At 71.8% G+C, this 11,641-nt stretch carries 11 protein-coding genes; 5 read left to right on the top strand and 6 right to left on the bottom strand.

The window, feature by feature from the left end; genetic code table 11:
- A partial coding sequence (locus tag DI269_RS16535) for an ATP-binding cassette domain-containing protein (protein WP_115509855.1) occupies nucleotides 1–382 on the top strand: 382 nt, incomplete at its 5' end.
- Between the two features lie 155 nt (nucleotides 383–537).
- Here the strand turns inward: DI269_RS16535 and DI269_RS16530 are convergent.
- Together DI269_RS16530 and DI269_RS16525 are read right to left on the bottom strand one after the other, a co-directional pair.
- Entirely contained in the window at nucleotides 538–1,140 is a 603-nt protein-coding gene (locus DI269_RS16530) for a response regulator transcription factor (RefSeq protein ID WP_112137764.1), read from the bottom strand.
- Between the two features lie 158 nt (nucleotides 1,141–1,298).
- Nucleotides 1,299–1,784: a MarR family winged helix-turn-helix transcriptional regulator gene (locus DI269_RS16525; protein ID WP_112137761.1), complete on the bottom strand. Its 486-nt coding sequence runs from the start codon at nucleotides 1,782–1,784 to the stop codon at nucleotides 1,299–1,301.
- A 69-nt stretch (nucleotides 1,785–1,853) separates the two neighbouring features.
- On the opposite strand from DI269_RS16525, the gene DI269_RS16520 reads away from it, so the two are divergent.
- Nucleotides 1,854–2,882 carry a pirin family protein gene (locus DI269_RS16520; protein ID WP_112137759.1) on the top strand — a complete coding sequence of 343 codons (1,029 nt, stop codon included), beginning with the start codon at nucleotides 1,854–1,856 and terminating at the stop codon, nucleotides 2,880–2,882.
- Here the strand turns inward: DI269_RS16520 and DI269_RS16515 are convergent.
- The 4 genes from DI269_RS16515 to DI269_RS16500 form a co-directional block, all read right to left on the bottom strand.
- The gene (locus tag DI269_RS16515) at nucleotides 2,879–3,772 is read right to left on the bottom strand and encodes a DedA family protein (RefSeq protein ID WP_112137757.1); all 894 of its coding nucleotides are present in this window, start codon (nucleotides 3,770–3,772) and stop codon (nucleotides 2,879–2,881) included. The genes DI269_RS16520 and DI269_RS16515 overlap by 4 nt on opposite strands.
- A gap of 70 nt (nucleotides 3,773–3,842) precedes the next feature.
- Entirely contained in the window at nucleotides 3,843–6,083 is a 2,241-nt protein-coding gene (locus DI269_RS16510) for an MMPL family transporter (protein WP_112137755.1), read from the bottom strand.
- A gap of 175 nt (nucleotides 6,084–6,258) precedes the next feature.
- Nucleotides 6,259–6,876 (bottom strand): acyl-CoA-like ligand-binding transcription factor, encoded by a 618-nt coding sequence (locus tag DI269_RS16505; RefSeq protein ID WP_112137752.1) that lies wholly within the window; start codon nucleotides 6,874–6,876, stop codon nucleotides 6,259–6,261.
- Nucleotides 6,877–6,976: 100 nt separating this feature from the next.
- Complete coding sequence (locus tag DI269_RS16500) at nucleotides 6,977–8,005, bottom strand: lactonase family protein (RefSeq protein ID WP_112137750.1); 1,029 nt, start codon at nucleotides 8,003–8,005, stop codon at nucleotides 6,977–6,979.
- Between the two features lie 105 nt (nucleotides 8,006–8,110).
- On the opposite strand from DI269_RS16500, the gene msrB reads away from it, so the two are divergent.
- From msrB to DI269_RS16485, 3 genes are all read left to right on the top strand, one after another.
- Nucleotides 8,111–8,521 carry a peptide-methionine (R)-S-oxide reductase MsrB gene (msrB, locus tag DI269_RS16495; RefSeq protein WP_112137747.1) on the top strand — a complete coding sequence of 137 codons (411 nt, stop codon included), beginning with the start codon at nucleotides 8,111–8,113 and terminating at the stop codon, nucleotides 8,519–8,521.
- A gap of 131 nt (nucleotides 8,522–8,652) precedes the next feature.
- On the top strand, nucleotides 8,653–10,242 hold the full coding sequence (locus tag DI269_RS16490) for a serine/threonine-protein kinase (protein WP_112137744.1): 1,590 nt from the start codon (nucleotides 8,653–8,655) through the stop codon (nucleotides 10,240–10,242).
- A 328-nt stretch (nucleotides 10,243–10,570) separates the two neighbouring features.
- Nucleotides 10,571–11,641: helicase-related protein (locus tag DI269_RS16485; protein ID WP_157975040.1), on the top strand; the 1,071-nt coding region annotated here is incomplete at its 3' end.

The raw sequence follows: 11,641 nt of genomic DNA, 5'->3' as shown, positions 1-11,641 counted from the left end.
GGTCGGCGCGACCGCGCTGGTCGATCGGCTCGGCGGGCTCGACGCGCTCGTCGCGCCCCGCGACCTGTCCAGCGGCGAGCGCCAGCTGCTCGCGCTCGCCCGCGCGCACCTCTCCCCCGCGCCGCTGGCGATCCTCGACGAGGCCACCTGCCACCTCGACCCGGCCGCCGAGGAACGCGCCGAGCAGGCGTTCGCCGAGCGCGGCACGCTCGTCGTCATCGCCCACCGGCCCTCCTCGGCGCTGCGAGCCGAGCGAGTCCTCGTCCTCGACGGCGGCACCGCCGCGCTCGGCGACCGCGAACTGCTGCAAGACGTCTCACCGCTGTTCCGCGAGCTCCTCGCGAGCCGCAACGGAGCATCGGCGGTCGCCCCGCGAGCCTGACCGGTACATCTGACCGGGACACCGGCCATCGCGAAATCGCCCGGTGCCGGCAGACCGGTGGTTCGGTCCCCCACTCCGGTCCCGACGGGGGACTACAGGCCCCGCTCCGGGACCGGCGGCCCCGCAACACGGACCGGCGACCCCGCGACCCCCGCTCAGATCCACCCCGCGCTCTGCGCGATCCGAACCGCGTCGATGCGGCTGCGCGCGCCGGACTTGTGGATGGCGTTGGACAGGTAGTTCTGCACCGTCCCCACCCGCAGGTACAGCTTCTCGGCGATCTCGCCCGTCCGCGCCCCGGTCGCGGCGAGCCCGAGGACCTCACGCTCACGCGGCGTCAGCGGGTTGGCCCGCGAACGCAGTGCGGCCAAAGCGATGTCGGCGTCGATCACCGGCTCGCCGCGCGTCAGGCGGTGGATCGCCTCGACGAAGCGGTCGAAGGTCTCCCCGGTCGTCATGATGCCCACGCGCGGCGCGAAGCGCGTGAGCTCGGGCCGGAACTCCAACGGGCGGCGCGGGTCCAGGAGCAGCAGGACGTTCGAGTCCGGCAGCGCCGCGCAAACCGAGGCCACGTGCTCGTTGGGCAGTAAACCCGCCTCGTGGACCAGGACGTGCGGCCGTATTCGGCGGGCCGCCGCGATCACGTCCTCACCTGCGACGACGTCGTGCACGGCGGTGATTCCCTGCACGGCATCGAGCCCGCGGGCGAGCGCGGTCCGCCAGAGGTCCTGGTCGTGCTTGAGGAGAACCCGGATCATCGGTACCCACCTGATCTGTGTCGGGCGGACGATGCCCCACCGCTTCGTCCCCAAAGTGCGGTCTTCAGGATATGGAGGTACCCGCTCGTCGCGAAAGGACACTAAAGGCTGACGAAGTGTCTGATCATTGACATATCAGCATCCGGGCATACAAGTGATCATTCCTGGCACGTGGACAGATTGTGCTCCAAGCGTTCGAGTAGCCCGGCGAGTCGTACACGGTCCTCGTCTTCGAAACCGGCGCAGGTGATCTCGTCGAGGCGGCGCCATGAGTCCTCGATGCGGCCGAGGAGGTCGCGGCCCTTGGCGGTGATGGCGACGACGGAGACGCGGCGGTCGACGGGGTCGGGGCGGCGCTCGACCAGGTCCTGGCGTTCGAGTCGTTGGAGCATCTTGGTGACGGTCGAGGGGTCGATGCCGAGTTCGAGGACGAGGCGGGACTGGCGGGTGTCGCCGTGGTCGGCGAGGCGGCCGAGCATGACCTCCTGGCCCGGGTAGAGGCCGATCTCGCGCAGGAGGCGGCCCGCGGCGGCGCGGTGGGCTCGGGCGACGCGGAAGAGGGCGTGGCCGATCTCGCCGACGCGCTGCTCGTCGTCGCACACGTCACTTCCGGGTGCGCTGGTGGCGGTGCGGCTGGGTTCCATCGGGCAAGCGTAGCAATATTTGGTCGGCCAATGATATTGTTGGCTGACCAACCTTCTAAGGAGGCCCACATGCCCGCTGTGACCGTGCCCGACGTCCTCGCGCTGCCGCGTCTCGACGCGCCCGCGCTGGAGTCGCGCCCGCGCGCCGTGGCCAAGGTCGTCGACTCGATCCGCGCCCTCGAAGGCGGCGGCTTCCCCGTGCGGCGCCCGTTCCCCACGCCGAGCCTCATGGACGGCGGCGACCCGTTCCTCCTCCTCGACCACATGACCGCGGCCTACGAGCCGCACGAGGCCAAGGGCGCCCCGTGGCACCCGCACCGCGGCTTCGAGACGGTCACGTACCTGATGGACGGCACGTTCGTCCACACCGACTCCCACGGCGGCGGCGGAGTAATTCGAGGCGGCGACACGCAGTGGATGACCGCCGGCTCCGGGCTGCTGCACGACGAGCTGCCCTCCGAGAAGCTGGTCATGACCGGCGGGGTGTTCGACGGCGTGCAGCTGTGGGTCAACCTTCCCAAGCGCGCCAAGTGGAACGCGCCGAACTACCAGGACATCCGCGGGAACGGCCTGACGCTCGTGTCCTCCGGGGACGGCGGCGCCCTGGTGCGGATCATCGCCGGAAACGTCGCCGGGCACGACGGTCCCGGGAGCACCTACACGCCGATCACGCTCGTCCACGCCACGCTCTCTCCGGGCGCGGAGGTGCGGATCCCTTGGCAGCACTCGTATTCGGCGATGGCCTTCGCCCTCCACGGCGACGGCTACGCCGGCGACGAGAAGCGGCCGCTCAAGGAGTCGCAGCTCGCGCAGTTCGCGCCCGGCGGGGACTACATCACCGTCGGCGCCGGACCCGAGCAGCACCACACGACCGGTGCGATGGAGGTCCTGCTGCTGGGCGGCGAGCCGATCAACGAGCCGGTCGCGCGGTACGGGCCGTTCGTCATGAACACCCGCTCCGAGATCGTCCAGGCGGTCGAGGACTTCCAGGCCGGGCGCATGGGCGAGATCCCGGCCGGACGCCAGGGCCGCGAGTTCGCGCCGGACCCGGAGGATCCGTGGCTGCCGGAAGTGCCCGGCGGGTGCGAGCAGATCTAGGAATATGTGACATACCGCGGGCCCGTCCGAATCGGACGGGCCCGCGGTATGTGACATGTGATGCGTGATGTGTTACTGGCGTGCCTTAAGGCGGCCCGCGCCGAACCGGGTTCGGCACCGAGGCCGGTCCCGGTCGCGCCGCCCGGCTTCAGACCGCACTTGGCGGGGTCGACCGGCGTCGGCCCGTTGACGGGGCCGACCGGGTCGGCGAGCGGCACCACCGAATCCGGTCCGGGAACGGCCGCGAGCGGCCCCGGCTCCGGCCCGGCCGCGATCGCGAGCACCGGTTCGGACTCCGCCTCGGCGGCGTGGGTCTTCTGCCAGTGCTTGGCGACCCAGCCGAGGACGGCGCCGACGGCCAGCACCGTCAGGACCGAGCCCAGAAGCGACTGCAGGCCCGGACCGGCGATCCAGGCGATGAGCAGGCCGAGGCTGACCGTGTAGACCGCCCACAGCACCCCGCCGAGAGCGGCCATGCGGCCGTAAGGGACACGGCCGCCGCCGGCCGCGATCCACGCGAGCGTGGTGCGACCGGCGGGAAGGAAGCGCGCGACGACCGTCGTGCGGTACGGGTGCTTCGCGACGCTGCCGCGCAGCAGCTTCTCGAGTTTCAGCACCTTGCCCATCACGGACCGCTCGGCGAGCCGCACCGCGAACCCGGGCGGGCGGCGCCGCAGCCCGGCCCGCACCGCGCGGAACACCTTGTAGCCCATGAACTCGCCGAACCACGACGAGGCCGCGGCGCCGACGAGGAGCACGACGATCAGCCACGGGCTCCCCAGCACGAGCCCCGCCGCGGCGGTCACCAGCGTCGCGCTCGGGAGCATCGGGACGAAGAAGTCCGCGGTGATCATGCCGATCAGGATCAGCAGCGCCCAGAAGAAGACCATGGGGTCCCCCGTTCACCGAACCCGCGGGGACCCGGGCCGGGGGTCGGCCCGGATCCCCTTCGGGCTTCGGCTACTTGGACGCTCCGACGAGCTCGCGCTCGTCCTCGGGGGCGCTCTTGGAGAGGTGCTGCTGGAGCTTCTCCCCCTCGACGTCGACGTTCGGCAGGATCCGGTCCAGCCACCTCGGGATCCACCAGGCGCCGCGGCCGATCAGGGCCATGACCGCCGGGATGATCGCCATGCGGACCACGAACGCGTCGAACACGACCGCCGCGGCCAGCGCGAAGCCCATCGAGGCGATGAGCGACTCGGCGCTGAAGATGAACGCCGCGAACACGCTGATCATGATCAGCGCCGCCGCCACCACGACGCGCGAGGAGTGGCCGTAGCCCTCCACGATCGCGGCCTTGGGGTCGGCGCCGTGCACGTACGCTTCGCGCACCCGCGTGACCAGGAAGATCTGGTAGTCCATGGCGAGGCCGAACACGAGGCCGATCATGAGGATCGGCATCATCGACATGATCGGGCCGGGCTGGTCCACGTTGAACAGCTCCGCGCCCCAGCCCCACTGGAAGACCGCGACGAGCGCGCCCAGGGCGGCGAACACGCTGAGCATGAACCCGAGCGTGGCCATGACCGGTACCAGGATCGAGCGGAACACCAGCAGCAGGATCAGCGCCGCGAGGCCGACGACGATGAGCATGTACGGCAGCAGCGCGTCGTTGAGGTTGTCGGAGATGTCGATGTTGAGCGCGGTCGCGCCGGTGACGGCCCAGTCGGCGTCGGTGTCGTCGGCGAGGACGCCGCGGATGTCGTGGACGAGCTGGTTGGTGGCCTCGTCCGCGGGCGCGGTGTCGGGGATGACGGTGACCAGGACGGTGTCGCCGGCCTGGTTGGGGACGGCCTGGCCGACCACGGCGATGCCGTCGATGTCGTTGAGTTCGGCGGTGACGTCGGCCGCGGCGGTGGCCGCGTCGACGCCGTCGTCGAGGTCGCCGACGATCATGAGCTGGCCGTTGAAGCCCTCGCCGAAGCCGTCGCTGATGAGGTCGTAGGCCTGGCGCTGGGTGGTGTCCTCACCGGAGGACCCGGCGTCGGGCAGGCCCAGTTCGAGGTCGGTGGCCGGGTAGGCGAGGGCGCCGAGGCCGATGATGCCGATGAGCGCCACGAGGATCGGGTGGCGGGTGACGAACCCGGCCCACTTCTTGCCGCCGTTGGGTTTGGTGCCGTGGACGCCTTCGGCGATGCGGCGCCTCTGGCGTGCGGTGAAGATGCGCTTGCCGGCGAATCCGGCGAACGCGGGCAGGAGGGTCACGGCGATGACGACGGCGATGGCGACGGTGACGGCGGCGGCCACGGCCATCTCGGTGAGGAACGGGATGTTCACGACCGACAGGCCCAGGAGGGCGACGATGACGGTGAGGCCGGCGAAGAACACCGCGGAGCCGGCGGTGCCGACGGCGCGGCCCATGGCGTCGGCGCGGGCGCCCCTGTCCTCGACGCGGCCGTCCTTGGCGAGTTCGCTTCGGTAGCGCGAGAGGATGAACAGGGCGTAGTCGATGCCGACGGCGAGGCCGATCATCGAGGCGAGGGTGCCGGTGGACTCGCTGACGTTCATGAAGGACGTGGCGGCGAGGATGCCCGCGGTGGTGAGCATGACGCCGAGGACGGCGGTGATGATCGGCAGGCCGGCGGCCAGGAGCGCGCCGAAGGTGATGATGAGGACGACGAGGGCGACGCCGATGCCGATGAGCTCGGTGGCGCTGGTCTCGGGCATCGCCTGGAGGACGTCGCCGCCGACTTCGACGCGGATGCCCTGGTCTTCGGCGTCGGCGACGGCGTCTTCGAGGTAGGTGACGGTGTCCTCGTCGAGTTCCATGGAGGGCTCGGCGTAGGCGACCTGCATGACGCCGATGGTCTGGTCCTCGGCCGAGAGCATGCCGATCGGCTCGCCGTTCGGGCCGGTCGCCAGGGGGCTGGTGACGGAGGCGATCTGCGGGGAGTCCTCCATGACGGCGGCGAGCGCGTCGATGGCGGCGGTGTTGGCCTCGGAGGTGAGGGCTTCGCCGTTCTCGGACTGGATGACGATCTGGGCGGACCCGCCGTCGGCGTCCATTTCGGGGAAGCGGTCTTCGAGGAGGTCGAAGGCCTCCTGGGATTCGGTGCCGGGGAGGACGAACTCGGGGTTGGTCTCCTGTTGGAGGGTGGCGGCTGCGGCGCCGACTCCGGCGACGACGAGGACCCAGACGGCGAGGACGAGCCAGCGCAGTCGGTGGGAGCCTCTGCCGAGACGGTAGAGGAAGGTGGCCACGGGTGGGTGCTCCAATCGGATGATTGGCCGGCCCCGCCTGGGGCTGCGTCGTGTGTCGGCGCAGTCGGGTGTGTGTGCGGCGGGACCGGTCGGGTGGTGTTCGCCGACGGCGTCGTCGGCGGTGGGTTTCCTGGTGGTTCCTTTGTTCAGTTGTGCGTTCGGGCGTCCGGGCGGTTCAGGCCGCGGTCGCGGTCGGCGGCTGGGTGATGCCGCGTTCGAAGTAGGAGAAGGCCTCGGTGATGGTCTCGGCGAGGGTGCGGTCGCCGGGGTCCGCGAGCCAGTGCTCGGTGGAGGACTTCATGGTGACGAGGGCGGCGCCGAGGAGCAGGCGCGGGTAGAGGTCGCCGGTGCGGGTGCCGGTGGCGGTGGCGACGATGTCGATGGCCTCGGCGAACAGTTCCATGAACTGGCCGGACTGCTCTTTGATGAGCGAGGGGGAGGCGTGGATGAGCTGTTCGCGGCAGCGCATGGCGTCGATGTCGAACTTCTGGTCGAAGTGCATGTCGATGGTGGCGTCGCGGAAGGCGTCCCAGATGGGCTGTTCGCGGGCGCGCTCGCGGAGGCCGGCGAGGAGCTGGCCGGTGGTCTCGTGGAAGTCGTGGAGGAGGGCGGCTTCCTTGGAGGGGAAGTAGTTGTGGAAGGTGCGGGTGGAGACGCCGGCTTCGGCGGCGATCTCGTCGGCGGTGACCGCTTCGATGCCCTGCTTGGCGACGGCCAGGCGGAACGCGGCCTCGCTGAGGGCCGCCTTGGTGGCGGCCTTCTTGCGTTCGCGGAGCCCGGTCGGTTCGGCCATGGGCTAACCCTAACCGTGGTGGTCGGTGTTTACAAGATTCGGAAGTTGAAATTTTGCAGACTGCGCAAGATCACTGGCCTCACGTGCCTGAACTGCCCGTTCAGGACAGCGGTGCCACGCAAGTCACACCGGGGACGGTCCATTCGACGGCCGGCGGGCGCTCGCCGGTCGGGTCGACGCGGGTGACCTGCCCGCCGTGCTGGCAGGCGACCAGGAGCGTGCCGTCGCCGGTGAGGACGGCGTCCCGGGGCCAGGCGGCGCCGACGGGGACGGAGCGCACGAGGGCGCCCGCCGCGGGGTTGACGACGGCGAGCTGGTCGGGGCCGCGGACGGTGATGTAGACGAGGCCCCTCTCGGGGTCGGGGACGACGGCGGCCGGGAGCGGCCGGGGGGCGTCCTCGTCGAGGCCGATGTCGGGCATGGCCGCGTAGTCGACGGCCTCGCCGCTGGGCAGCGGGATCGGGGGTCCGAAGGAGAACGTCGCGGAGCGGTCGTCGTAGCCGCCGACGGCGAAGGCGTTCGCGAGCTCGCCGGCGATGACGGCGCGGTCGCCGACGAACGCGAGGTGGCGGGGGCCGAACCCGGGTTCGAGCTGGGTGGTGGCGGCGGGGGTGAGGGCGCCGTCCTCGCCGAGGTCGAGCGCGTGGATGCGGTCGGAGCCGAGGTCGACGACCAGCACGCGTGACATGTGACATACCACTTGGTGGGCGTGGGGGCCGGACTGGCGTTCGGGGTCGGGGCCTGAGCCCGAGAGGCGGAAGACGCTGGCGGCCTCGCCGAGGGTGCCGTCCTCGCCGATGGGGAGGACCGCGACCGAGGCGCCCGAGCCGTCCCCGGCGCCGTAGTTGGCGACCAGGAGCCAGCGACCGGTCGGGTCGACGGTGGCGTGGCACGGGTTGTTGCCGCCGGTGGAGCGGCCCTGCCCGGCGCGGTCGAGCGTGAAGTCCTCGCCGAGGCGCCAGGCCGCGGCGAAGCCGGGCTCGGTCTCGGTGAGGGTGTAGACCGCTTCGGGCCCGACGTGGACCCACGAGGGGTTCACCACCGCAGCCGGCTCGCCGAGCCCGTCGGGTCCGGCCGCGACCAGGCCCGGGCCGCCTTCAGTGGTGTAGTCGCCAAGGAGGTACCGCATGGGCCCGATCCTAGCCGCCCGGCCGCGGCCCGGCGCGGGCTCGGCTCCCCGGGGCCTGTCGCGCGGGCTGGGCCGGTTCGGTGCGGCGGGTTCTAGACTGGGGGCATGGGTCCTGAACGCGGAAATGACGAGCAGTGGCGCGAGAAGCTCACGCGCGACGAGTACCGGGTGCTGCGCGGGGGCGGCACCGAGGCGCCGTGGACCGGCGAGTACGTCGACGAGAAGCGCCGCGGCGTGTACCGGTGCCGGGCGTGCGGCTCGGAGCTGTTCGCCTCCGACACGAAGTTCGACTCGCGCTGCGGGTGGCCGTCGTTTTGGACGCCCCTGGCCGGGGACAGGGTGCGGCTGCTGACGGACGACAGCCTCGGCATGCAGCGCACCGAGGTGCGCTGCGCCGACTGCGATTCGCACCTGGGGCACGTGTTCTACGGCGAGGGCTGGGACAACCCCGAGGACGCCCGGTTCTGCATCAACTCGATCAGCCTGACCCTCGAACCGGTGGAGGACGCGGCCTAGCCCGGCCGTTCCCCTACACCTCAAGGGGATCCATCGGGCGTTCAGGCTGCGGCGGCCGCGTGCGGGCCGGGTCGCGGCCCCCTACTAAGCTCACCTTCGTGCCCTGCTCCCGATGACGAAAGAGGCCGAGGGTGGAACCCGGGAACCTGATCGCTGGCCGTTACCGCCTAGAACAGCGCCTGGCGGCGGGCGGCATGGGCGAGGTGTGGCGCGGGACCGACACGCGGCTCAACCGCGTCGTCGCCGTCAAACTGCTCCACTCCGGACTGTCGGGCAACGACCGGTTCCGGGCCCGGTTCCACCAGGAGGCGCAGGCGGTCGCCCAGCTGCAGTCTCCGGGGATCGTCGCGCTCTACGACTACGGCGAGGAGCACGCCCCCGAGGGCCTCGTCTCCTACCTGATCATGGAGCTCGTGCGCGGCCAGGCGCTCGACAACGTCCTGCGCCAGCGCAGGCGCCTGTCACCCAACGAGACCCTGAAGATCATGGCCTCGGCAGCCGAGGCGCTCGACGTCGCGCACCAGGCCCACATCATCCACCGCGACATCAAGCCGGGGAACCTCCTGGTCGACCCCGACGGCAGCGTCAAGATCGTCGACTTCGGCATCGCCGCGGCCAAGGGCGGCGCCGGGCTCACCGAGACCGGCACGGTCATGGGCACGCTCGCGTACGCCTCGCCCGAGCAGCTCCAGGGCTCGCAGCTGACCGGCGCCACCGACGTGTACTCGCTGGGCATCGTCGGCTACGAGGCCCTCGCCGGGCGCCCGCCGTTCGCCGGGAACGAGCCGACCGCCGCGATCGCCGGGCACCTGACCGGCACGCCCGCGCCGCTGCCGCCCGACATCCCGCCGCCGGTCGCGAACATCATCATGCGCTGCCTGGCGAAGGACCCGCGCCAGCGCTTCTCCTCGGCCGCCGAGCTCGCGCAGGTGTGCCGCGCGGGCGGCATGGGCGGCGGGACCACCGCGATCCTCTCCCCCGGCGTCCCCTCGCCGAACCCGTACCAGTCGCCCGATTCGACCCGCGTGATGACGCCGGGCGCGGGCGGGGCGATGGGCGCGGCCATGGGCGCCGGCGTCGTGCAGGCGCACACGAGTCCCATCCAGCAGCAGCAGTTCGACGACTACGGGCCCGCCGCGGGCACCGGGCAGTACCGCACCGGCGGCGCCCCCGAGCGGCCGCTGCCGCCGCCGCGGGACATGGAGCAGGCCAAGCGGAACCCGACCGGCCCGATCCTCGTCTCGATCGCGGGCGTCGCGGTGATCCTCATCGCCCTGTTCATGTGGTCGCCCTGGGACGACGACGAGGACGACCCCACGGGCGCCTCCGACGACACCACCACCGAGACCTCCGAGGTCGTCGAGGAGGACACCGAGACGACCGCCGAGGAGGAGAACACCGACGACGGCGGCGACTCCGGTGACAACGAGGACCAGAACACGGACGAGGACGAGGAGACGACCGAGGAGGAGCAGCCCGAACTGGTCGAACTCGACGACTACACCGGCTGGGACGTCGTCGACGCCATGACCGCGCTCGAAGAGGAGGGCTTCAGCGACGTCCTCGTGAGCCCGACCGCGCCCGAGAGCGCCGAGCACGAGGTCTGCGAGGTCCTCTACCAGACTCCCGAGTCCGGTTCGGAGATCGGCTACGACACCACGATCGAGCTCTCGTACGTCGCCAACGACGACGCCTGCCCGGACGGCAACCTCGAAGGCTGACCCGGCGCCCGGCGGGCGCAGCAGCTGCCCGGCCTTACCCGCAGGGTCGTACCCGACAAGCACGGCGGCCGGCGGAGCGCACCCGCAGCGTCGTGCCCGCCCGACACGGCGACGGCGGAGCCGGGCCCGGGCGTCCTGATCTCGCCCGCCGCATCGCCGGCGACCGGTCGACGGCTGCGGCCACGCCTGGATGTCGTACCCGGCGGGCACTGTTGAAACGGGGGTGCCTGCGGATGCCCGATTTGTCGGGAACCGCCGTTCACGTTGCAGTGCACTCGGCATCCCGGCCGCGAGGCGCGCGCTTTCGGGCTCGGCGAGAATGAGCGGCATGCCGCAACCGCCCGCGCTGCCCGACCTGCCGATCCGGGAGTCGCTGCCCGCACTGCTGGAGGCCGTGTCGCGCACCGGGACCGCCGTGCTCGCCGCGCCGCCGGGGACCGGGAAGACCACGCTCGCGCCGCTCGCCCTCGCCGGGCTCATCGACGCCGCCGGCCTCGGCACCGGGCCGGGATATGTGACACGTGATATGCCACAGCGGCGGGTCCTCGTGGCCGAGCCGCGCCGGCTCGCGACCCGGGCCGCCGCCGCGCGGATGGCCGCGATCCTCGGCGAGAAGGTCGGCGAGCGGGTCGGGTTCCAGATCCGGGGCGAGACCCGCCGGTCCGCCGCGACCCGCGTCGAGGTCGTGACCACCGGGGTCCTGCTCAACCGGCTGCTGGCCGACCCCGAACTGCCCGGCGTCGACCTCGTCGTCCTCGACGAATGCCATGAGCGGCACCTGGAGACCGACACCGCCTGCGCCTTCCTCATCGAGTCCCGGCAGGTCCTGCGCCCCGATCTCGGAATCGTCGCCGCCTCGGCCACCGCCGACGTCGCACTGTGGACCGGGCTGCTCGCCGGCGAGGACGGCCCCGCGCCCGCGATCGCCTCCGAGCCGATGCGCCACCCCTTCGCGATGCACTGGGCGCCCCCGCGCGAGCGCCTCAATCCGCCCGACGGGATGCGGGTCGACCCGAGGTTCCTCGGTCACGTGTCACATATCATCGGCCGCGCAATGGAGGCCGACGAGGGCGACGCGCTGGTGTTCCTCCCCGGCGCCGCCGAGATCCGGCGCGTGGCCGGCCAACTCGGACACCTCGATGTCGATATATATCAATTGCACGGATCGGTGTCGCCCGTCGAGCAGGACCGGGCGATGCGCGTCGGCGACCGGCGGCGGGTCGTGCTCGCCACCGACATCGCCGAGTCGAGCCTCACCGTGCCGGGGGTGCGGATCGTCGTCGACGCCGGGCTGGTGCGCCGCCCCGTCGTCGACCACGCCCGGGGGCTGCCGGGCCTGATGACCGCGCCCGCGTCGCGGGCCGCGGCCGACCAGCGCGCGGGACGCGCCGGCCGCGAG

This window comes from Glycomyces dulcitolivorans, from assembly GCF_003265355.1.
Taxonomy (GTDB): Bacteria; Actinomycetota; Actinomycetes; order Mycobacteriales; family Micromonosporaceae; genus Glycomyces; species Glycomyces dulcitolivorans.
This window is presented reverse-complemented; position numbering and strand designations above follow the sequence as displayed.

Coding starts and splice junctions, on each gene's coding strand:
- DI269_RS16500 (WP_112137750.1), bottom strand. CDS start 8,005: ATGCGGTACCTCCTTGGCGACTACACCACTGAAGGCGGCCCGGGCCTG.
- msrB (WP_112137747.1), top strand. CDS start 8,111: ATGGGTCCTGAACGCGGAAATGACGAGCAGTGGCGCGAGAAGCTCACG.
- DI269_RS16530 (WP_112137764.1), bottom strand. CDS start 1,140: ATGATCCGGGTTCTCCTCAAGCACGACCAGGACCTCTGGCGGACCGCG.
- DI269_RS16525 (WP_112137761.1), bottom strand. CDS start 1,784: ATGGAACCCAGCCGCACCGCCACCAGCGCACCCGGAAGTGACGTGTGC.
- DI269_RS16515 (WP_112137757.1), bottom strand. CDS start 3,772: ATGGTCTTCTTCTGGGCGCTGCTGATCCTGATCGGCATGATCACCGCG.
- DI269_RS16520 (WP_112137759.1), top strand. CDS start 1,854: ATGCCCGCTGTGACCGTGCCCGACGTCCTCGCGCTGCCGCGTCTCGAC.
- DI269_RS16505 (WP_112137752.1), bottom strand. CDS start 6,876: ATGGCCGAACCGACCGGGCTCCGCGAACGCAAGAAGGCCGCCACCAAG.